This window comes from Bartonella sp. AA16NXGY, from assembly GCF_042197325.1.
In the GTDB taxonomy this organism is placed as follows: Bacteria; Pseudomonadota; Alphaproteobacteria; order Rhizobiales; family Rhizobiaceae; genus Bartonella.
This window is the reverse complement of sequence record NZ_JBHIRR010000016.1, coordinates 1-18,596: the sequence shown is the minus strand read 5'-3', so window position 1 is coordinate 18,596 and position 18,596 is coordinate 1. Positions and strand designations below refer to the sequence as shown.

Below are 18,596 nucleotides of genomic sequence, written 5' to 3'. Positions count from 1 at the left end.
ACCTCTCTCAAATATGCATGCCTCTGTGCAATGCTATTCTCTCTCGCATAATCTGATTGTGTGCTTGTTCATTGAGAAGCTTCTGACGTTCAATGTCATGCCTCTGTTGCATCATTTCGGCTTCCAATTCCGCTCTCTTCTGACGCATGAACAATTCAATCTGCTTTTGTTGCAAATCCATCTGTTGCATCTGGCTTTTAGTCGCCATATCCTGCTGCTTTTCTTGCAACTTCATTTCTTGTTCGGGATCCATCTGCTGTTGTTGGGCTTGTTGTGCCATTTGCTGCTGTTGCATCTTCTCACTCACACGATTGAGTAATGACGCAGGCAAGGGTGAGTAACGAAGCAAATCAAGCATAATATCCGGTGTTACGGCATTTTGAAGCAACGGTAATAATTGCGTGATAATGCCAAAGGTACGCTCTTTCTCATTCGGGCTGGTTGGAGCATCATCCACCACAATGTCATAATCAACACTCATCACCGCTTCACGCGTCAAGGGAATATATTGCGCATTCTCCTCACCCGATATCCGTACCAAACGACCATCAGACAAATAATTCTGTATCAGATGCAAAATAATCTTACCCTGCCGCTTGCGATACAAACGCAAACCATCAAACAGACAAGCTAGCAGGTTAAGACTGGATTGACGCCGTTGTGCCTCTAAAATCCCCGCTTGTGAGACTTCTCTCGTCCCTATAAACTCAGGCGATAAACCCGTAACTTGATTAATCGCTTCCTTGGCTTCATTAAACAGTTGGAAAAAGCCTGCTGGAAATTGCGCTACGGGTTTTGGTTGTATCTTACCACCAGCCAAAGCACCATTTTTTAAAACCGTAATACTATCAACCCTGCTCCAACTCTTTACAGCTTCTCTCTCATCTTCAAATGCGCCCCGCTCTGCCATTATCCCGCCTTTGGATTGGCTATTGAGAATGTGCATCACTTGACTAAAATATTTATTCGCCCATCGTTGTGGATCTTTTGTCGGTCTTACAACCCCATAAAATTGCCGTTCTATCTTGTCAAAATATCCCGTTATACACTCCCAACCCAATTGACCCGCTGGAACCAAAGGTTGATCGGGGCATTCAAGCAATTTCCTGCCTAAAAAAGCACGTTTTACAACCTTTTTATTGAAAGCTGCCCCTTGAATATCGGGCATCATGCACTGTAATTGCTTAAATTCCTCTTCACTATAATCACGCAATTCACCTGTCTCTAAATCGGGTGCCTTGTAATATCGCTCGCTTTCAAACCAACGGCATTCAACGAGCGTGACCATCCGACGACCGTTTTCAACATCAATGCCCTTCTCATCACTGTAATAATCAAGATCATTATGGTGAACACCTTCATGAGAGCTCCCATCCCTTGCCCAATCTGCACTCAGCTCTGTCCAATGGGCTTTGGGAAACATTTGCTTGGCTACGTCTAATGGCTTACGGTCTACATACCACATGCGTTGTGCATCGGTTAAATTCGGTTGCACTGCCGCGCTATCCCAAACCATTTTTAAGGGGTCTAAACGCGTAATGACCGGTTCACCATCTACACTGTTCTCATAATCAAGCCGTGTATCGGTCCAGCCCATGCCGCAGATGACAGCATCTTGGAAAGCATCACTATCCGCATATTCCGCATGCGCTACATCTCTAAACCATTCTGCCGCACCGGTAAGCAATTCACTTGGCAATGCCTTGCCTATTTGACGGGGAATGAATTGCACCTCTCGTTTATTGTTACGCTCTGAACCCACAACGGCATTAACCAATGGTGCAATGCGATTAAACGTCATAACGGGGCGGCGTTGTTCTTTTAAAGCCGCTAAATCTTGATCATTCCACTGATCACCATTGTAAAATTGAAAATCCTCTCTTGCATGTTCACGCCATTTGTTCACATGCTCTACATCTTCTTTGTACCAATTCACAAGCTTGCGAAACAAACCTTCTGTCGACAGATCTGATGCGTTACTTTCTTTCTCTAAATGCTCTTCATCATGCATTATTCTGCCATCCATGACGTGCTCTCATAAGTTTCTCTACCGCTATAAGCTGGTCTCTTCTGTTTTTGCATCGGCTGTTCATACCCCACACACATTAACCCAAAGGCATCCGCACCATGACTGGACCAATCATGCTCAGCGCCTAAACCAATATTACGCTTCTCATCCCATTTCTCATGATACCAATTCAGTGCTTTACGACCCGCTACGGTTGTCTCTTCATTAAACCAAACAGACGGCAAAATACGTCGCACCGCCTCTATACGCATCTTAACCGCCCCTGCCCCTTGATTAGGGATCACTTGCGTTTCAAAACCCGCATCATTTAAAGCACTCTCAAAACTCACATTGTGCACACGGTCTCTCGTCGCACCATCATGGGGTAACACCATCAATGCCTTCTCATAACCATTTTGACGCAACCAACCGATATGTTCGGATAAAGGCTGTCCCTGTGCTTCGTAATAATCAAGTACTCTGATCTCCCTACCAACAAATTGCGCTATCCATATCGCCGTAGCATCTGCCTTAGCACCCGTACCCCCAATGTCCCAAAAAGCGCGTATCTGCATTAAAGGATCACGCGCAACGCGCCCTATCCGCCCCTCTTGCTCGGCTGCCAACATTTCCTTTTGATAATAAGCGCCTTGAACTGCTGTAAGATAAGCCCCCTCCCATATATGCTTATAGGTCTCGGGACGGTTTCTCAGATCATCAAGCCGCGCTTCATTCAAGATCTTAGGAAACTTCGGATTATCTGACCAATTGATCTCTACACGCTTAATGGCTTCATTGTCTGAAAAGCGAAACCGCTTCTCAACGGGGGCATTCTCTCGCAACGGGTTCCATGTCACCCATAACTCTGCTCGCCACCCCTCGCCTTCTTCACGCAACGTTGGAATAAGCGTCTGCCAAGCCGTCTCTGTAACGGGCTCTGCCTCATCAACCCAACAAAGCAAAATACGCCCCATCGATTTAATGCTCGCAATATTACGGTCCAGACCAGAAAACTGAAAGGCTACGCGACCATCTATCGACTTAATCGACGACTCCCCAACCTTGTAATAGTCCTTTAAAAAGTCATGCGCTTCAATGGCGCGCTTAATCTCCTCCAATGAACTCTCTGCCAAAGAATTCTGAAACTGACGTGCACAAAGAATGGTCCCCGATATCCCCTGCATACCAAATTGATAGCCTTTTAAAGCCGCCATCAATGCAAATGATCTTGTCTTTCCAGACCCTCGTCCACCCCACGCCGCTCGTACCAAAGCATCCCCATCAAAAATAGGGATAAGTTTTGGTACAATCTTAATCTGTCTTGTCGTCATTCATTGTTAAAGGAGCAATTTCTACACGCGTTATGATCTTAATGGCTCCCCCATCTTCACCTGTTACCTGTAAAGGCAACACCTTACCAAGCAACGCTAAATAAGCCGCAGGGCATCTTATTGCCTGCTTTTCGAGATAAGAGATTAATCCCTCTTTCCCATACTTATTGCCTGCCAATTCAGCAGCTTTAAGAATAGCCTCTTTCAAAAGGCGTGTATTCTTATTGGGTACACCTTTGACACGCCCCATTCCTGCCTTAGGGGGTTTATATTTTTTCTTTGTTTGAGAAATCTGTTCTGTATTTTGTGATGTCATAAAATACACCCTCCAGATAATAAAAAACCCCGCATTTGCGGGGATTTTGAACTGTACATTTCCCTCTCTAGACACAATACGCCTAAGTACAGTAATGTCATTAAATACGATTTGCTACACTTTGTCAACATAAAAATAACACATATTGATAATTTCAAAGGGAATCAGTTAAACAGCACTTATGAATAATTAAGGGTTCAAAATGATGAAATCATTATCCATAACACGCATCATAACATTTATAGCTTTCTTTTCTATATCAGCGCTACCTGCATCAGCGTCATTTGGATTTATAGACAAATTGACGCGTATGTTTACAAGTGTAGATACTATAGAGAAGTATAATCAACTTTACGACAAATACGCGAGTAAAGAATATACTGGCTTTACGCATTTTAATAAGCTAAGCCAAGCACAAGAATTTGTATACAGCCGTGGCCATCATAAGATGCCTTCCAAATTTGATCCTGTATTGCATCGTCACGTATTCGTTATTTTATGTGGACGCTTTGTGAATTTATTGCGGGGTGAGTATAATGAAGAAATGTCATGGGCAATGCTACCCAATGTAATAAGTCGTTTACGTTATGAACATAATTGGAGTGAAAGAGATTTTATGTGGGCATACAACGAATCCAATAACAGCAAAAATCCAATGATTTATTATGCAAAAAAATTTCTTAGTAATTCGACTGGAACTGGCATTAGCCCCAAAACACAAATGATAGTTGTAGTATCTGACGTGAGCACCGGTGATTATGAAAACACTAAACAAGTCGCTAGATTTTGCAGAGACTTACCAACGATATATGATATAATGAAACCGTAATAGAGATTGTCATTTACGATCAAAATGTTTCTGAAGCGCATTAAGAGCTATACGTAATGAAGGTACAAGATATGATAATGTTTGATCTTCTATAACGAGGCACTGTAGCGCTGCATAAAGGTTATATTGTCTATAGAGGCATTGGGCTTCTTTTAGTGCCTCTTGCGTGTTTATAAACTGCTCTGTTGCAAATTCTACCCATTTATCTCTTGCCTTATCATCAGATGATGATGGCATTTCGTCATAAATTGCATTAGGCAAGCCTTTTGCGCAAAGGTAATTATTCCTTATCTGTAGATATTGCTGGGCGGTGTCGTATTGCTCTTGAGTAAGCACGCCTTGCAAGCAAAGCCGCCCTATATAAGACCCAGAGAGTGGATTTTTTGCCTCTTGTAGCGTTAAACCAAAGCGTTTTGCACGCATTTCTATTGCCAATTTATCAACGGCTTCACGCAGTGCTTTTGCACGTGATATACGTCCGTTTGGTTCTCTTACCTGCCCTGCTATTTTAGGGCGTCCCCTTTTTTTATTTTTTTTCACTTATGTCCTCAGATGTCTGTTTAATATCTTGCCAAATTCTCTCTGATCTTGACCATGAAATTCGATTTAAAAAGAACAATAAAACCACTAAAATGCATATTACAGCAGCAACACCTAACTTAAGTTTTAAGTGACTTTGATCCCAAGAAAGTTTTAAGAGCAGAATGAAAAGTGTACTCAATAAAGCACCCATCACTATACTGTAATAACTCATTGATGTAGATGACATACAATCTCTTAACAGCTCTATATCATTCTCTGTAAGCATATAAACGGGTTCAGATTCTTCTGTACTAACCCTAGACTTCTTTTTACTATCCATTAAAGCACCTTCTGTTTAAAAAGGAACGCTATCATTCATAACGGTATGAGATGTATCAAGAGGTCTGTAAATGCTTCTGTCATAAGCAGATGACTGATCTTGATTATCATCATTTTTGCCATCTAAAAGCTTTAACTCGCCTTTGTACTGAGGCAATATGACTTCTGTTACATAGCGATCAACACCGTTTTTATCTTGCCATTTACGAGTTTGTAGTCGTCCCTCGATATAAACTTTGCTGCCTTTATTCAGATACTGGAGAGCTACTTTTGCCAAGTGTGGATTAAACACCACAATGGAATGCCATTCGGTTTTGTCTATTCTCTTATTGGTTGCCTTGTCTGTATAGCTCTCAGACGTTGCCATTCGAAAATTGACCACCTCGATACCAGATGACATTGTTTTGCTTTCTGGATTGGCACCTAAATGACCAATTAAAATCACTTTATTAAGCATTTGCTTTCTGTCCTTTAATGGAAAATAGTACTTAGAACAAAACAAACTCACAACTGATGATAGTATAACACATTATGGTGTATTTTTACAAACAGAATTTATCATAACCCACTGAATCTACAGTGTGAATCCCATTTTTATTTTACTTAACAGCTTGCTTTTTGATACGTTTTGTGCAATAAAGAGACGTTCTTTTATATTTCGGTTATTTCTTTTAATCGTTTATTTAGATCGCTAGCTGTTTTGATAATAAAAGCCGTATCAATTCATTTTGATGCGGTTTTTATGTATTAAGGCTTGCATTTTTACACGTTTTGTGTAATATACTTTAACATTTAAAATGTATAAGTTTCCAGTTGCAAACAAAAGCCGTGTCTTAAAGGACGCGGCTTTTTTTTATTCTATCTTTTAGACGCCACAGCCGCTTTAATCAATTCCTCTACAGTCTTTATCTATCTACAAAAGGATATTAAACCTGTAGAAATCTCTTTTCTTCCTGTAACCCATGCCCCCAAAATAAGTTGCGTATCTCCAAAAACACGCGCCCTGCCACCAATAATTGCCTTTCCATAAGCACGTACATTACCGTAAACCTTCGCAAACCCATTAACACACGCCTCATCACAAATTATTGCATTTTCAAAAACCTTCGCATGCCCCCAAACCATAGCAGCATTATAAACCTTGGCATCATCACCAACCCAGCAATTGCCATCATGTGATAAGTTGTATTCACTTTCAATAAAGCCCCCTAAATCTCCTTTTTTAACACTTCCAAAACTTCTTAAAGCTTTAATGCGATAAAGTGTTCTAACTATACCATAGAGATGGTCTTTAACTTCTGTAGTTTCATTAGTAAGTTCATATTTTTTGGATACAGTTTTAGTGGTCATAGGTAGCTCCCTAATCTAATATTCAAACAAATTGTTAAATGAAATGGTTATAAGGAGGCGCCCCCGCACCGCCCTATTGTTTAATTAAGCAGCTTCTTTTTCACATTCTAATTCACATTCTAAATCGTCATCATTTTCCGATTCAAGATCAGCATCATAATAGTCTTCAAAATCATCATAATACTCATGACGATAATAATCATCTTCACTACCAAATTCGGGATATGCTTCATTCCAAATATGATCATCTGCTGTTAAAGAAGCGGCGCTATGAACATAAGAATCTCCTGAGATAAGAGCACCACATACAACGGCATCATCGAAAACACGCGCGTCATCACAAATATAAGCAGCACCGCTTATTTTTGCATTGCCTCCAACATGAGCATTATCACAAATGACGGCATCATCAGAAATATGAGCATGATCAGTTACATAGGCATTATCATAAATCTTTGCATTGCCTTCAATTACAACAGCACCTTTAATATGAGCATTCCCATAAAGACGCGCATTGCCTCCCATAAAAATAGCTTCAAAAATAGCATTCCCATAAATTTTTGCATTCCCACAAACGTCTACAAAAAAGCTTCTTACTTTTGCATTCCCAGAAACGCGGGCATTTTGAAAAACGCGGGCTTTATCATATACCCAGCACGTACCATAATGCGATAGGTTGCTTTCATTTTCTATAAAACCACCTAAATCCCCCGCCTTGACATCTCCAAAATCTTTTAAGGCGCGTATACGGTATAATGTGAGACCAGTCATATGATCTATTTCATTAGTCAATTCATATTTTTTGGATGGTTTTCTCTTTTTAACTGTAGCTTTCATGCTAGTAATCCTATTCGTAAGAAGGTTTCTATTGACACCCTATAAGGGCGTCGGGTGCTAGAAACACGGCGAATAGTCCGCTGTGTGCTTTCCCCTAAAAAGGGTATTGTATAACACACTACACCCGACATAAATCGTTATATGCCAATGATAGCATAAAAGAAAGTCAGTATTTTAAAAGGCATGGGAGAGGCTGTATCGTAACCTATCCGCTATTCGCTAAGTGTTTCTACACACTTGACGCCTTTCTAAACGAACCTTTCCTTAAAGTCAATACGTATTTTTTATTTTTTTCACTTTTTTTCATTTTGATACCTACCTAATTGAATACCAAGTGATTTTAAATTTTACTTTTGGTTTTTAGTATAAAAATGTAGTGCGTAAATGGACATGTTTATTAAACTGCGTGTATGCAACATGAGAAAGAATGAATAAACTAAAAAAAAGTACCAAAAAACGATATCTAAATACCAAAATACAGTATAACTATTTGGAAAAATTAAAACGACAAGTGCTAAACTTATTAGCTTTAAAAGTCGGTGCATATACTGTTGTAAATCACGTGTTAATATCTTCCAACCTGTTGTATCATCATCTTTATATTTTGGATTGTTCTGCAACTCAAAAGGAATATGAGAATTGCATAAAATTACAAAAATATTTGTTATTATTATCAAACCAAAAGATGCAAATATCAAAATACCTTGGATAAAATAGGGATTTTTTTTAATTTCTAAAAAGCATAAAAATATAAAAATTATAATACCAAACAAGGCTCTTAGCTGCTTATCTGTAAACATATTTATTTCCTGCGGTTTTTGATAATTTTTTGATCTCTTTATTGATCTCATCTATGAGAGGTTCGTAATTGAGAACGCTTTTCGGAATACCACCCCCATATATCCAAGCTTTCACTTGCGCCTTGGTACTGTAATCAACATTCTCAGGCATCTCATGATACTGACCACCGTCAAATTCTTCATATTCTCTTGTACCATCATCATATTCGTAAAGATTGTAAAAATACTCTGCTACCCCTAATCCCCATGGGGCATGCCCCACCGCCGTTGCAACGAACTTTTTTCCCCCCTTCTGTTTACGTTTTTTTAAAAACATCTGGTTTAATATCCCCTATCTAAATCCATAACTTTACCAATGGGTTTATTTGCCTCAAAATGGACCGTACAGAAGCGTTTTTAATTTCAATGTGGTTTTTATCACAAAATCTTTAAATCGCTCTGTACGGTGCCTTTCTGTCAATTTAAACGCATATCTATTCTCAAAATCATCAGCAAACTTCACTACTTTGCTGTTTATCATTCAATGCCCTTTAAAACTTCTTCAAGTTCTTTTTGAAGCTTTTCTATGCGTTCTGATGGCATCGGTGCCTTTTTATTTGTTTCCTTTTCAGGCTTTTCAAGGCTCCTAAGAATGTGCTTTGCATGAAAGCGAATATTGCCTTCAAGCGTCTTACAATAACGATAAAAATCTGCTGTTGAGGGCATAAAGGTCGAATTTAAGCCCTCGGCTTTGCCTTTCAAAGCGTTCTTTGTTGCCGTTTGCAATACCCAGCTGCTTATGCCTTCAAGAGCGTAAAGATACGCAAGCGCTGTCGCTTTCTCATCTGATCCCATGGGGCTCTTAAGTCCATTTGAAAGGACAAGATACGTTGTTTGAATTTCTTCTTCAGTCGCTTTCTTTTCAAGCTTTTGCAACGCATCATGAACTAATGAAGTAATTCTCTCCGCTTCTGCAATCAATGGTTTTTGCCCTGTCTTCCAATGGAACGGTGGTTCGGTTGTCATCCTCGAATAGAAATTTGTACACACTATCTGAATTTTTGATATTGGACATGTGCTGTGCAACGCGATAACTCCATCCACGCTGCTGTACTGTTGTTTCAGTGCTTGACTTTCCATAGTTTTTTCCTTTCTGTAAATCTTCAATTGCCTTGCGTACCCAGTTGCGCCATGTTGCTTGCCAATCCGTTTTGCATGCGTCCTTACCTGCCTTGGCATTCCAATAATCTCTAAATTTTGCGATTTCGACTTTCACACGCTCTGAAGGCAAGCCTTCGTTGATTGCAAAATCGTAATCGGGTTCAAAATCCGCAGGCAATCGACAACCTCTATCGGCTTTAACCCGCTTGGCTTTTTTAGGAACGTTTTCTTGCTCGTGAATGGGAGGTTGATTGTCTGATGATGTTGCGATTTGATTTGGTTCGCTTTCAATCGCATCAACCTCGATTGGCTCTTCAATCAAATCCGTTGTTTCTAAATCTTCAAATTCAGTTTCTTTTTTTGATAAAACGATAGTTTTATTTTTTTTATATATATTATTCTTATTCTGGTTCTTTATAGCTAGATTTTGCTTATCTTTTGCTTCAGCAAAAAAATCATTTTGCTTATCTTTTGCTTCAGCAAAAAAATCATTTTGCTTATCTTTTGCTTCAGCAAAAAAATCATTTTGCTTGTCGTTTGCTTCAGCAAAATTATTAACATGTTGTTTTGTATTGTTTTTTGCTTGTGCACCTTTTTTACCAGCTTCACTACGAATTTGTGATATATGATCTTTTTTATCAGCAAAATCTTTTAGCTCTTCTTCAACGCGCGTATTCCACAACCCACCATCTATCTCAACAAGTTTATCATTCCTCATTAAGTATTCGACAATAGTTGCAAATTTTTTCTGCGAGCAATTGCAAGCACGTGCAAGCGTTTCAAAATCTTCTTTAATGGGTGCTTTTTTATCGTACATGCGAACAAGAAGTGTTATATAAACGCCCCGTTGTTCCAATGTCATCCCATCTGTACCACTAATCCAATCATACAAATGAAATCTTATCCACGGCATACCATTAGACATGCCTTACCTCCATATTATTGCAAGTGAAATTATCTAGCTCTTCAGTGACGTTATTGAGTTCTTTTTCAACTTCTGAATTCCACAACCCACCATTGTCTAAACGTATGATGAATCCACCTTCAATCAAGGAATTCAAAGCTGCTTCAAACTCTTCTACTGGATAACCAACCCAAAAAGCTAATACCGTTAAGTCCTTTAAAATAGGTTCACCAGTATGGAGCATTAGAAGTCGCAACATGACATAGATACATTTCTCGGTCGGCGACAAACAACCAAGAGTAACAAGCCATCTGTCTGCAAAAAGCCTCGTCCATGGTAATTTACTGGACATACCCCAATTCCCTTTCTTTAACTAAATATAAAATTGCTAAAGCATCTGCTTCGTTATCATCTTTCGGATTGTGCCCTTTTGCACGCACCGCCTTAATCATCTCTTCTTTCGACGCATTCCCCTTGCCTGTCGTCGCTTTCTTAATTGTACTTACTGGTATCCCCTCATACGGTATCTGATGCTGTTCACACCACGCCGTTAACGTTGCTAACAAACCACCGTAAACATGCGCTGCATCTGTACCTTTATGACGCCTCACCTCTTCAAAATACACCGCGTCAATTTGACCTGCTGTCTGCTTTATTTCTGATAGCCATTGTTTAAAACGCAAATAACGCATTCCACCGCCTTCAAAACGGCGCGATTGAAAATTCACGGTACCACTGAACATGTCACCACTTGCACCACGTATCGCCCACCCCGTTTTGGTACCTAGATCAAAACAAAGAATCGTGTTAATCACCACGCCGCTCCATACAAAATGTGTTTTATAGGATTGTTTTTTTCTGAAAATGAAGGAAAGAAGGGTGTAAGAAATATGCAAGCGGTTTTAAATTGGATAGAACAGCATCCTGTATTATTTTCTGCGTTTTCTGTTTTATTTTCTGCACTTTCTTCGGTTGGTGCTTTATTATCCGCAATTTTTTCTTTTCGTTCTATTAAACAGACATTGAATTTAAGAAATGAAGATCGAATAGAAGCTGCAAAGTTCAGAAGAGAAGACCGAGAAAAATTTGAAACAGAATTAGCTAATGCCATGGACATAGCTAATTCAACTAAACAACAAGCAATATCAATGGAAAAGCTTGCTAACGTTCTAGAAAAACAGACAGAAATTCTAGAGCAGAGAAAACTTAATGTTTTTGTACAGCGTATAGTGATGCATAATGATCCTGATAATAAATCACAATTATTAATTGATATATTATTAACCATTGCAAATCCTACAAAACACATAATTAAAATTAATTCCATCAGTATAGAGAATGATAGAAATTATAAATTTATTCACGCAGTCTATCGTGGATTTACTGATTCAACCGTTTTTCCCCTCGGAGATATATACCAAATCCAGCCCCAAAGCTCCAAATACCTCTGTTTTAAACAACCCCAAACAGAGCCTCTAATACATGGAGATATTGACCCATTTAGCCTCATAGCTTTTGGCTCATTAGAACTAATTCTTACCATTTCGCCTCTCAAGAAAAATCCATTAATTTATCTAATATTTACTATGGAACACACTGCTATAGATCCTGAAAATCCACCAGAAAAAGTGAATTTTTTCGCTCACTGTATTCGTTTAAAAAATGCTTTCAATCCACTATAGTTTTCCCAGGTACGAGATAGCTCTGTTGTTCCTCAGGACTTTTTTTAGCAAGATCTTCCCATGTCAGTGGCTTTAACCCCAATAAATGCCCCAATAACTCTTGAGACCTCGGCCAATAGTCTAGTTGTGCAAATGTAATGGTATTTCGTGGTATAAACCATTCTTCAAAAGCTCTAACAACTTTAATTGCTTGAATCTTTGTCTGCTCATCCCTCATTAATTGTTGCAATAATTCCTGCGATCTATCTTCTTGTTCATCTGTAATGGGATTTAGTTCTATAAACTCTCTTACAAGCGTACGAACAGCTTTAGAGACTTGAATATTTTCATAAATATTTTCATATGACATCACACATTCTTGCCCTTTAGTGCTTTTCTCTAAACATTCTTGCACGTTTGCTTGTAATTCTTGTAAATGTTGTATTTTCTCTTCATTTTCTGCTAGCTGTCCTTCCATCAATGCTTTTTGTGACATTATTAACTCATTTTTTTCTGCTAGCTCTTTTCTAAGCCTTCGCACTCTTTTAGAAGAGTCATGAACAGCATAAAACGAAATCACATTCGCAATTAAGGAAATAACAATTGCTACTAAACTCATCTTTCTCTCCTCACTTACCCTTCTTCTTATTTTTACGAGCCGGCGCTTTTACTGCTTCATCACGCTGTTTAAGCTTTTGTGTTAGTCTTTCAACTTCCTCGTCGCGTGATTGAACATCTGCTTTTAGTGCCTGTATCTTTTCACTTTTCCGTGTAAAATCTTCTCGATACGCATCTATCTTTTGCTTCAATTCTTTAATTTCCGTATCACGTGATTGAACATCTGCTTCGAGTGTCATTACAACTTCACTTACATTTCTGAACGCCTTTTCATGCTCTTCAGTCTTTTGTTTCAGTTGTTTAATTTCCTCGTCACGTTCTTCAATCTCTTGCTTCAGTTGTTTAATTTCCTTGTCACGTTCTTCAAGATCCGCATCACATTCATCAATTGTCTGCTTGCTTTCCTTTAAATACCTAAACTCATTCTCTTTCATTTTTTTCTTAATATCTTGAACCTGCTCTTTAAGTGCTTTAACTTGATCGCGATAATGCAATGCAATACGAAACATCACTCCGCTTAAGAGCAAAACTGAAACCACTGCTATCCATAAAATCTCATTCGAACTCATCTTTATCTCCTTTAATTTTTATGAGGGCGGTCATCATGACCAATCTGTTGTGCTTCGCATTCCATTAAAAAAAGAATGCAACAAGCCGCATGTGCCAAGTGTGATAAATCACTCTCAGCATCCTTATGCTCTCCACCAAACCATGCTAATAAATGACGTAAAGCAGCACCGTGTAACCTGCTCCAGTGCATGCCATTACGCCAATTGTTTGCTCCGTACTTCTTTGCCCCAAACTCTAAAACTTTACCAATTTCAAGCAGTGCCAACGGCGGTATAAGCTCTACACGAGGCTTACCATCATCATTCTTATGCGCTTCATTTGCATTATGTGAACACATATAAACTCTGTCGCCACCATATTCTTCAGTGCCGCAAACATATGCATTTCCATAAATCTTGGCCTTACCATAAACCACGGCATGACCGAACACCTTAGCAGCATCACAAACCTTGGCATAACCACAAACCTTGGCGTTGCCATAAACCTTGGCGCTGCCATAAACATGGATATTATCGTAAACGTAAGCATTACCAAAAACCGCAGCTTCATCACAAACCTTGGCATTGCCAAATACATGCGCATTACCACAAACCTTGGCGTTGCCATAAATCGCAGCTGCTAAAAGAACATTGGCATTCTCATAAACACGGGCATTGTCATAAACATGAGAAAAACCAAGAACCTTGGCATTGCCAAAAACACGTGCATCACCATAAACCCATGCCCTATTCCCAACCCAACAATCACCTTCATGACTTAGGTTGTCTTCTTTCTCTATATAGCCTCCTAAATCACCTGCTTTAACATCACCAAAGTCTCTCAGTGCACGAATGCGGTGAAGTGTTCTGCCATCAAACTCAATTGTTTCATCAGTAAGTTCGTATTTCTTTTCTACAGCCATCATCACCTCCTTAAGGCTGCAAAGTCTCACGCGCGCTATCAACGCCGGAACTTTTTGCAAATGTAGTCATTGGGGGGTGTTGCTCTTGCATTAATCTCTGCAAGCGCTCGGGATAAAAAAAATCTTCTGGACGCAAATCTATCCCATGATCACGTGCGTAATCTAAAATTTTTTGCTGGTGTTTTGCTGGCATGTCACGCCATCTATAAACAGATGACACATCTCTTTGCACTATGGTTGCTACAGTTTTGAAACCACCTAAATATTTTATAATTAATCTCGAAGGCATATGTAATCTCCATAACAGCGCAATAAATAATTGCGTTTTATGCACAAGTCAACGAAATTATGCTTTTTTATCATTTTTGCACATTTGCATAAAAATATATTTTCAAGGATTATACGAACCATGGAACAAGATATTCAGTCCAAACTTAAGCTATGGATTAAAGAGCGTCTTAACGAACGAGGACACGGCGCACAAACATTATTAGCATCACATTTAGAACTACACCCATCAGCAGTGAATCGCATGCTTAATACCTATCAAAATGGTAAAACGCGAGATATAACCATAGATGAACTAGTAAAGATTTCTGAATTTTTTAACGAACCTCCCCCCAGTTTTTACAAAGAAGTAGACTTAGATTTTATGAAAATATGTGCATCACTTGATCCAGTTGACAAAGAAGCGGTGCTTGATTTTCTTGAATTATTAAAAAAATTAAAAACAAAATAAGTAATAATTAACTGCTCTTTTTCATTGAATAATGAAAAAACAGATTCTATTTTTTTATCTATATCGCTCATAAACATCTCCCAAATTGTGGATAGCGCATAATTTAATTATATATTTTAAGATTTATTTTTGCGTTTTATGCAAAATTTTAATTGACTTGTGCATAAAATACAATTATCACTGCACCATACCCCGAAAAAAAAAACCTATGTCAAGGCGTTTTTTTCAAAATGTATTTAAATATTTTGATATGGAGGCATTTGTGAATAAACCAGTGTTTATAAATTCTGATGAAATTCTCTTAGTGATGTGCGAAAATGAAGAACAAAATCTCGCTAAATCTGGTCCTTTATTAGAAGAAAAGGACATTATCAATTTTATCGACCAAACCGATAATGCTGTCCAAATTTTGCGCGTAGAACCAACGACTAATCGTTGCGAAGATATCTCTGAAGATATTGCTGAGTTTTATCTCAAACTACGTGAACAAAAGTGTTTTGATGGCAAAATACCTCACGATTTTATTCTACACAGCACAGCATACGGTTTTTTTTTAGAAGAAATCGAACAGCAGCGATATGAAGATGAAACATACGGTACTTATGAACAGCAGCACCGTTTAACTCTTTCGGATGTCATTCCAAACTACCCACATTATACATACTACAGAGGGCGTTTTTAAAAGCGCCCCCCTCTTTCCTCTTATTAAATTATCGGATGGAGTAAAATTATGAATAATCCTATCGCTATTACAAATAACACCATTAACGAAGAAAGCGTTCAGACAGTAAATGCACGTGAATTACATGTCTTTTTGGAGAGTAAACAAGATTTTTCTACTTGGATAAAAAAACGTATTATGACCTATGCTTTCCTTGATGGAAGGGACTTTATTCGCTTCCACAAAAAAATGGAAGCGAACAATGCCATAGCAGTAGAATACTATCTTACCTTAGACATGGCGAAAGAGCTTGCCATGGTCGAGCGTAATAAAAAAGGAAAGCAAGCAAGAGAATACTTTATCGAATGCGAGCGGCGTGCAAAGCAAGTTGTTACACCACAAATCGATTACTCAAGTCCACAAGTAATGTTAGGTGTATTAACTCATCTAAAAAATGAAAATGAGCGTAAAGACATCATCATTGAAGATTTAAAACCAAAAGCAATGGCTCTGGAAAGCTTGCAACGCTCTGATGGGCTCTTCAGTCTTACTGAAGCCGCTAAAGTGCTCGAAATGCAACCAAAACAATTCATTCTCTTCCTACAGAAAAAAGGATGGGTGTATCGACGCACTTTCGGGGATCGCTTATTGCCTTATCAGGATAAAATCCAAAAAGGACTAATGGATTGCTCAACCCTCACTATTCAAACCGAAAATGGAACTGAAAAAGTCATTCCTTCAGCAAAAATCACAACAAAAGGCATGGGGGTGCTGTCTCAAGAGCTTAAAAGACAAAGCATGCATTAAGAGGCTATCATTATGGAAAAGAAATATGAACTTACTGATGAAACAATCGAAGTTGGGGGCAAAACTCTCCACCGCATTCGCGCATTACGAGACTTTGGAAACGTCGAGAAAGGTGATTTAGGTGGCTATATACAAAAAGAAGACAACCTATCGCATCATGGTAATTGCTGGATTGGGGATTATGCAAAAGTCTATGGTTATGCCAAGGTTTTTGGTGATGCTAAGGTTTACGAAAATGCACAAGTTTACGGTTATGCACATGTTTACAACAATTCTCGTATTTATGGCAAAGCAGAAGTTTGCGATGAACCATGCATTTACGGTGATGCAGAAGTTTACGGTGATGCATATATTTGCGGTGAACCGCACGTTTTTGATAATGCAGAAGTTTATGGCAATGCACAAGTTTACGAAAAGGCATACATTTATGATAGGGCGCGTGTTTACGGCAATGCAGAAGTTTCCGGTGATGCGCATGTTTACGGTCATGCAAAAATTTACGGTGAAGCATGTGTATGTTGGGACGACTGGATTGATGGCGATAAAAGAATCTCAACTAGGTAACAAACCAGATGAAAAAATACGAACTTACTGATGAAACAATTGAGTTTGATGGAAGAACTCTTCACCGAATTAGAGCATTAAGAGACTTTGGATATGTCAAAAAAGGTGACCTAGGCGGTTTTATAGAAAATGAAAGCAATCTCTCTCATGATGGCAATTGCTGGATTTCTGGTAACGCCAAAGTTTATGGAAAAGCTAAAGTTTGTGGTTTTGCCGAGATTTTTGGTAATACCGTAATAGCCATATAAGCCGTTTTTAACCACACAAACAACTTTTAAACACCAGCGTGATTCACGCCACACGTGAATTGCGCGCAATGTAGGAAATCAAGATGAAAAATTCTACTTTTTTAAACGAAATGGCAGAAAAATATGGATTTTCTGCTGAAGAATTTCGAACCACAATCATAAAAACTTGTATTGGAGATAAAAATGCTAATGTCATCACTGATGCAGAATTTGCCGTTTTTCTTTTTGTTGCCAATACTTATGGACTTAACCCTTTAACAAAAGAAATCTATGCTCTCCCTAAAAAAGGCGGCGGCATCATACCCGTTGTTTCTATCGACGGTTGGATAAAGATCATCAAATCAAATCCTGACTTTGATGGCATGACCTTTCAAGATCAACTCAATGATGATGGGAATATCATTGCTATCAAATGTGCTATTCGTCTCAAAGGCATTAAAGACCCTATCGAAGTCACCGAATATCGCAAAGAATGCGAACAAGGCCACAGTGACCCTTGGAAAAAATACCCCGCACGTATGTTGCGTCATAAAGCCACTATACAATGTGCTCGTTACGCTTTCGGTCTTTCCGGTATTTATGAAGAAGATGAAGCTAAACGTATCAATGAAACAAACCATAACGTACAAACGAAGTTAGTTTCTTATGATGTGCTTACGCAAATCAAACAATTAATAAACATCACTCAAACAGAAGAAGAAAAAGTGCTTGATTATGCACAAGTCGACAGGCTTGAAGATCTTCCTGATGAAGTAGCACAAAGGATTTTGGATGTTTTGCAAAAGAGACAGCATGAAAAAGAACAATCTTTCCTACAACAAAAGCAAATAGAGGCGCCTATACAAGATGCCGAATATATTCACGTCCAAGATATAGAATATGCACCACAAGAACAAAGAACGGCGGTGTGAGATGGAACAAAGAACAGCAGAATGGTTCCAAGCACGCTTGGGTAAAGTCACCGCATCAAACATTTACAACATACTCAATAAAACTACAAAAGGATTGCCTACGAGCAAATATGAAGACTACAAAATCAAACTCATAACAGAGCGCTTAACAGGCGAAACAAGCCCTTATTATGAAACTGAAGATATGAGATGGGGTATCGAACATGAAGATGATGCCTTGAGAGAATATGGCTTCATTCATGATGCCAATATAACAAAGTGCGGCTTTATCCAACACCCCACAATAGAAATGGCGGGGGCTAGTCCTGATGGTCTCATTGGAGAAGACGGTTTAATCGAAGTCAAATGCCCGAGATCAGTAACACATATGCGCTTTTGTATAGGTGACGAAATCAAACCAGAATATCACGCACAAATGCAATTCCAAATGGCTTGTACAGGACGAAAATGGTGTGATTTCGTTAGCTATGACCCACGTTTTACGGGGGAATTCTTTCACTTACGCATGAAAGTCAAGCGTGTTCTCCGTGATGATCAACA

Annotated in this window: 27 protein-coding genes; 9 read left to right on the top strand and 18 right to left on the bottom strand. The window is 38.8% G+C overall.

The window, feature by feature from the left end; all coding sequences use genetic code 11:
• Positions 1-7: 7 nt before the first annotated feature.
• Genes bgtI through ACFINK_RS07825 form a run of 3 tightly spaced genes read right to left on the bottom strand, consistent with a single transcriptional unit; the run spans position 8 to position 3,655 of the window.
• Complete coding sequence (gene bgtI, locus ACFINK_RS07835; protein ID WP_375638641.1) at positions 8-2,026, bottom strand: BaGTA-type gene transfer agent portal protein BgtI; 2,019 nt, start codon at positions 2,024-2,026, stop codon at positions 8-10.
• Positions 2,011-3,339, bottom strand: coding sequence for a PBSX family phage terminase large subunit (locus ACFINK_RS07830; protein ID WP_375638639.1), 1,329 nt, complete (start codon positions 3,337-3,339; stop codon positions 2,011-2,013). Before ACFINK_RS07830 ends, bgtI begins: the two co-directional genes overlap by 16 nt.
• Positions 3,320-3,655 (bottom strand): hypothetical protein, encoded by a 336-nt coding sequence (locus ACFINK_RS07825; RefSeq protein ID WP_375638637.1) that lies wholly within the window; start codon positions 3,653-3,655, stop codon positions 3,320-3,322. Before ACFINK_RS07825 ends, ACFINK_RS07830 begins: the two co-directional genes overlap by 20 nt.
• 202 nt (positions 3,656-3,857) lie before the next feature.
• Here ACFINK_RS07825 and ACFINK_RS07820 point away from each other — a divergent pair, with 202 nt between their 5' ends.
• Entirely contained in the window at positions 3,858-4,484 is a 627-nt protein-coding gene (locus ACFINK_RS07820) for a hypothetical protein (RefSeq protein ID WP_006590334.1), read from the top strand.
• 9 nt (positions 4,485-4,493) lie between these two features.
• Here the strand turns inward: ACFINK_RS07820 and ACFINK_RS07815 are convergent, their stop codons facing one another.
• The 11 genes from ACFINK_RS07815 to ACFINK_RS07765 all read right to left on the bottom strand — a co-directional run bounded on the left by ACFINK_RS07815 (position 4,494) and on the right by ACFINK_RS07765 (position 11,191).
• Positions 4,494-5,024, bottom strand: a complete 531-nt coding sequence (locus tag ACFINK_RS07815; protein WP_375638635.1) for a hypothetical protein — start codon at positions 5,022-5,024, stop codon at positions 4,494-4,496.
• On the bottom strand, positions 5,011-5,346 hold the full coding sequence (locus tag ACFINK_RS07810) for a hypothetical protein (RefSeq protein WP_375607479.1): 336 nt from the start codon (positions 5,344-5,346) through the stop codon (positions 5,011-5,013). Before ACFINK_RS07810 ends, ACFINK_RS07815 begins: the two co-directional genes overlap by 14 nt.
• A 15-nt stretch (positions 5,347-5,361) precedes the next feature.
• Positions 5,362-5,802, bottom strand: a complete 441-nt coding sequence (gene ssb, locus ACFINK_RS07805; protein ID WP_375638633.1) for a single-stranded DNA-binding protein — start codon at positions 5,800-5,802, stop codon at positions 5,362-5,364.
• A 452-nt stretch (positions 5,803-6,254) separates the two neighbouring features.
• Positions 6,255-6,695, bottom strand: a complete 441-nt coding sequence (locus ACFINK_RS07800; RefSeq protein ID WP_375638631.1) for a hypothetical protein — start codon at positions 6,693-6,695, stop codon at positions 6,255-6,257.
• Between the two features lie 84 nt (positions 6,696-6,779).
• Entirely contained in the window at positions 6,780-7,532 is a 753-nt protein-coding gene (locus ACFINK_RS07795) for a hypothetical protein (protein ID WP_375612654.1), read from the bottom strand.
• Between the two features lie 347 nt (positions 7,533-7,879).
• Positions 7,880-8,332 carry a hypothetical protein gene (locus tag ACFINK_RS07790; RefSeq protein ID WP_375610908.1) on the bottom strand — a complete coding sequence of 151 codons (453 nt, stop codon included), beginning with the start codon at positions 8,330-8,332 and terminating at the stop codon, positions 7,880-7,882.
• Positions 8,319-8,648, bottom strand: coding sequence for a hypothetical protein (locus tag ACFINK_RS07785; protein ID WP_375613775.1), 330 nt, complete (start codon positions 8,646-8,648; stop codon positions 8,319-8,321). The genes ACFINK_RS07790 and ACFINK_RS07785 overlap by 14 nt, the downstream gene beginning before the upstream one ends.
• A gap of 200 nt (positions 8,649-8,848) precedes the next feature.
• The gene (locus ACFINK_RS07780) at positions 8,849-9,292 is read right to left on the bottom strand and encodes a hypothetical protein (RefSeq protein ID WP_375613776.1); all 444 of its coding nucleotides are present in this window, start codon (positions 9,290-9,292) and stop codon (positions 8,849-8,851) included.
• Positions 9,252-10,397, bottom strand: coding sequence for a YdaU family protein (locus ACFINK_RS07775; RefSeq protein ID WP_375638630.1), 1,146 nt, complete (start codon positions 10,395-10,397; stop codon positions 9,252-9,254). Before ACFINK_RS07775 ends, ACFINK_RS07780 begins: the two co-directional genes overlap by 41 nt.
• Entirely contained in the window at positions 10,390-10,728 is a 339-nt protein-coding gene (locus ACFINK_RS07770) for a DUF1376 domain-containing protein (RefSeq protein ID WP_375638628.1), read from the bottom strand. Before ACFINK_RS07770 ends, ACFINK_RS07775 begins: the two co-directional genes overlap by 8 nt.
• Complete coding sequence (locus tag ACFINK_RS07765) at positions 10,718-11,191, bottom strand: crossover junction endodeoxyribonuclease RuvC (RefSeq protein WP_375638626.1); 474 nt, start codon at positions 11,189-11,191, stop codon at positions 10,718-10,720. The genes ACFINK_RS07770 and ACFINK_RS07765 overlap by 11 nt, the downstream gene beginning before the upstream one ends.
• Positions 11,192-11,266: 75 nt before the next feature.
• On the opposite strand from ACFINK_RS07765, the gene ACFINK_RS07760 reads away from it, so the two are divergent.
• Positions 11,267-12,058: a hypothetical protein gene (locus ACFINK_RS07760; RefSeq protein WP_375632835.1), complete on the top strand. Its 792-nt coding sequence runs from the start codon at positions 11,267-11,269 to the stop codon at positions 12,056-12,058.
• On the opposite strand, the gene ACFINK_RS07755 is transcribed toward ACFINK_RS07760, so the two are convergent.
• From ACFINK_RS07755 to ACFINK_RS07740, 4 genes are all read right to left on the bottom strand, one after another.
• On the bottom strand, positions 12,045-12,656 hold the full coding sequence (locus tag ACFINK_RS07755; protein WP_375610980.1) for a hypothetical protein: 612 nt from the start codon (positions 12,654-12,656) through the stop codon (positions 12,045-12,047). The two genes, ACFINK_RS07760 and ACFINK_RS07755, sit on opposite strands and share 14 nt — an antisense overlap.
• A 10-nt stretch (positions 12,657-12,666) precedes the next feature.
• Positions 12,667-13,224 (bottom strand): hypothetical protein, encoded by a 558-nt coding sequence (locus ACFINK_RS07750; protein WP_375635079.1) that lies wholly within the window; start codon positions 13,222-13,224, stop codon positions 12,667-12,669.
• Positions 13,225-13,235: 11 nt separating this feature from the next.
• Complete coding sequence (locus tag ACFINK_RS07745; protein WP_375610982.1) at positions 13,236-13,562, bottom strand: dATP/dGTP diphosphohydrolase domain-containing protein; 327 nt, start codon at positions 13,560-13,562, stop codon at positions 13,236-13,238.
• Between the two features lie 574 nt (positions 13,563-14,136).
• Positions 14,137-14,415 carry a hypothetical protein gene (locus tag ACFINK_RS07740; RefSeq protein ID WP_375638624.1) on the bottom strand — a complete coding sequence of 93 codons (279 nt, stop codon included), beginning with the start codon at positions 14,413-14,415 and terminating at the stop codon, positions 14,137-14,139.
• Between the two features lie 120 nt (positions 14,416-14,535).
• Here ACFINK_RS07740 and ACFINK_RS07735 point away from each other — a divergent pair, with 120 nt between their 5' ends.
• The 7 genes from ACFINK_RS07735 to ACFINK_RS07705 all read left to right on the top strand — a co-directional run.
• Positions 14,536-14,865 carry a helix-turn-helix transcriptional regulator gene (locus ACFINK_RS07735; RefSeq protein WP_208439714.1) on the top strand — a complete coding sequence of 110 codons (330 nt, stop codon included), beginning with the start codon at positions 14,536-14,538 and terminating at the stop codon, positions 14,863-14,865.
• Between the two features lie 262 nt (positions 14,866-15,127).
• A complete protein-coding gene (locus ACFINK_RS07730) occupies positions 15,128-15,547 on the top strand; it encodes a hypothetical protein (protein WP_375613784.1) in 420 nt (139 codons plus the stop codon).
• A gap of 48 nt (positions 15,548-15,595) precedes the next feature.
• Positions 15,596-16,333 (top strand): antA/AntB antirepressor family protein, encoded by a 738-nt coding sequence (locus ACFINK_RS07725; RefSeq protein ID WP_375638622.1) that lies wholly within the window; start codon positions 15,596-15,598, stop codon positions 16,331-16,333.
• A 12-nt stretch (positions 16,334-16,345) separates the two neighbouring features.
• Entirely contained in the window at positions 16,346-16,897 is a 552-nt protein-coding gene (locus ACFINK_RS07720; protein WP_375612599.1) for a hypothetical protein, read from the top strand.
• 8 nt (positions 16,898-16,905) lie between these two features.
• Positions 16,906-17,145 carry a hypothetical protein gene (locus ACFINK_RS07715; RefSeq protein ID WP_375638621.1) on the top strand — a complete coding sequence of 80 codons (240 nt, stop codon included), beginning with the start codon at positions 16,906-16,908 and terminating at the stop codon, positions 17,143-17,145.
• Positions 17,146-17,228: 83 nt separating this feature from the next.
• Positions 17,229-18,056, top strand: a complete 828-nt coding sequence (locus ACFINK_RS07710) for a recombinase RecT (protein ID WP_375618854.1) — start codon at positions 17,229-17,231, stop codon at positions 18,054-18,056.
• Position 18,057: 1 nt separating this feature from the next.
• On the top strand, positions 18,058-18,596 hold a 539-nt coding region (locus tag ACFINK_RS07705; RefSeq protein ID WP_375638619.1), incomplete at its 3' end, for a lambda exonuclease family protein.

Excerpts from the sequence above, each read along its gene's own strand:
- ACFINK_RS07830 (WP_375638639.1), bottom strand. The coding sequence starts at position 3,339 with ATGACGACAAGACAGATTAAGATTGTACCAAAACTTATCCCTATTTTT.
- ACFINK_RS07745 (WP_375610982.1), bottom strand. The coding sequence starts at position 13,562 with ATGTGTTCACATAATGCAAATGAAGCGCATAAGAATGATGATGGTAAG.
- ACFINK_RS07720 (WP_375612599.1), top strand. The coding sequence starts at position 16,346 with ATGGAAAAGAAATATGAACTTACTGATGAAACAATCGAAGTTGGGGGC.
- ACFINK_RS07785 (WP_375613775.1), bottom strand. The coding sequence starts at position 8,648 with ATGTTTTTAAAAAAACGTAAACAGAAGGGGGGAAAAAAGTTCGTTGCA.
- ACFINK_RS07755 (WP_375610980.1), bottom strand. The coding sequence starts at position 12,656 with ATGAGTTTAGTAGCAATTGTTATTTCCTTAATTGCGAATGTGATTTCG.
- bgtI (WP_375638641.1), bottom strand. The coding sequence starts at position 2,026 with ATGGATGGCAGAATAATGCATGATGAAGAGCATTTAGAGAAAGAAAGT.
- ACFINK_RS07740 (WP_375638624.1), bottom strand. The coding sequence starts at position 14,415 with ATGCCTTCGAGATTAATTATAAAATATTTAGGTGGTTTCAAAACTGTA.
- ACFINK_RS07775 (WP_375638630.1), bottom strand. The coding sequence starts at position 10,397 with ATGTCTAATGGTATGCCGTGGATAAGATTTCATTTGTATGATTGGATT.
- ACFINK_RS07770 (WP_375638628.1), bottom strand. The coding sequence starts at position 10,728 with ATGTCCAGTAAATTACCATGGACGAGGCTTTTTGCAGACAGATGGCTT.
- ACFINK_RS07795 (WP_375612654.1), bottom strand. The coding sequence starts at position 7,532 with ATGAAAGCTACAGTTAAAAAGAGAAAACCATCCAAAAAATATGAATTG.
- ACFINK_RS07735 (WP_208439714.1), top strand. The coding sequence starts at position 14,536 with ATGGAACAAGATATTCAGTCCAAACTTAAGCTATGGATTAAAGAGCGT.
- ACFINK_RS07725 (WP_375638622.1), top strand. The coding sequence starts at position 15,596 with ATGAATAATCCTATCGCTATTACAAATAACACCATTAACGAAGAAAGC.
- ACFINK_RS07800 (WP_375638631.1), bottom strand. The coding sequence starts at position 6,695 with ATGACCACTAAAACTGTATCCAAAAAATATGAACTTACTAATGAAACT.
- ACFINK_RS07790 (WP_375610908.1), bottom strand. The coding sequence starts at position 8,332 with ATGTTTACAGATAAGCAGCTAAGAGCCTTGTTTGGTATTATAATTTTT.
- ACFINK_RS07810 (WP_375607479.1), bottom strand. The coding sequence starts at position 5,346 with ATGGATAGTAAAAAGAAGTCTAGGGTTAGTACAGAAGAATCTGAACCC.
- ssb (WP_375638633.1), bottom strand. The coding sequence starts at position 5,802 with ATGCTTAATAAAGTGATTTTAATTGGTCATTTAGGTGCCAATCCAGAA.
- ACFINK_RS07715 (WP_375638621.1), top strand. The coding sequence starts at position 16,906 with ATGAAAAAATACGAACTTACTGATGAAACAATTGAGTTTGATGGAAGA.
- ACFINK_RS07760 (WP_375632835.1), top strand. The coding sequence starts at position 11,267 with ATGCAAGCGGTTTTAAATTGGATAGAACAGCATCCTGTATTATTTTCT.
- ACFINK_RS07820 (WP_006590334.1), top strand. The coding sequence starts at position 3,858 with ATGATGAAATCATTATCCATAACACGCATCATAACATTTATAGCTTTC.
- ACFINK_RS07710 (WP_375618854.1), top strand. The coding sequence starts at position 17,229 with ATGAAAAATTCTACTTTTTTAAACGAAATGGCAGAAAAATATGGATTT.
- ACFINK_RS07750 (WP_375635079.1), bottom strand. The coding sequence starts at position 13,224 with ATGAGTTCGAATGAGATTTTATGGATAGCAGTGGTTTCAGTTTTGCTC.
- ACFINK_RS07825 (WP_375638637.1), bottom strand. The coding sequence starts at position 3,655 with ATGACATCACAAAATACAGAACAGATTTCTCAAACAAAGAAAAAATAT.